Annotated in this window: 1 protein-coding gene and 1 pseudogene; both read right to left on the minus strand. The window is 52.1% G+C overall.

Annotated elements, in window-relative coordinates; translation table 11 throughout:
- Positions 1–272: regulatory protein RecX (locus J5224_RS34065; RefSeq protein ID WP_264629272.1), on the minus strand; the 272-nt coding region annotated here is incomplete at its 3' end.
- 79 nt (positions 273–351) lie between these two features.
- A pseudogene (gene recA, locus J5224_RS34070) lies at positions 352–595 on the minus strand (recombinase RecA); the annotation flags it as partial.

The following is a 595-nucleotide window of genomic DNA, read 5'->3' on the forward strand; positions in this document are numbered from 1 at the left end:
GAAAGGCCTTTCTGACGTAATTCCGCGACAATACGCTGAGTGCCATAGCCTTTTCGGCTTCTTCCATGAATGTAGCGCAGCGCAAACCGCGCATCGTCCAACCAGCCGTGCTCATGACAATATGCCAAGGCGGCATCAATATCAGCGGCGTCAAAGGCCGGATCAATGCGAGCCGTCAACTTACGACGCAACTCTCCTTCGCTGTGATCGCGTACCGCTAACAGGCGCATGGCAATGGTCAGTGCGTTGACAGAGGGGGTTGATGGTGTCATTGAAGGTACATGTTGGTGAGGGAGCACGACAAACGGTAGATACTGCTTGTCATGCTCCTTGCAAGTGACTTAACGCGTTTTAAAATTCGCCGTTACTTTCATTACCCGCGGTTTCTGCATCATCATAGAAACCCGCTTCGCTTGCTGGCGCAGGCACATGATCTTTGTTGTGCAGCAGCATTTCACGCAGCTTTTTGTCCAATTCGGCCGCGATAGCCGGGTTTTCTTTCAGATAGTTGCACGCATTCGCTTTGCCCTGCCCGATCTTGTCGCCGTTGTAGCTATACCAGGCGCCCGCTTTCTCAATCAGCTTATGTTTCACG

The sequence above is a fragment of the Candidatus Symbiopectobacterium sp. NZEC135 genome, from assembly GCF_025962695.1.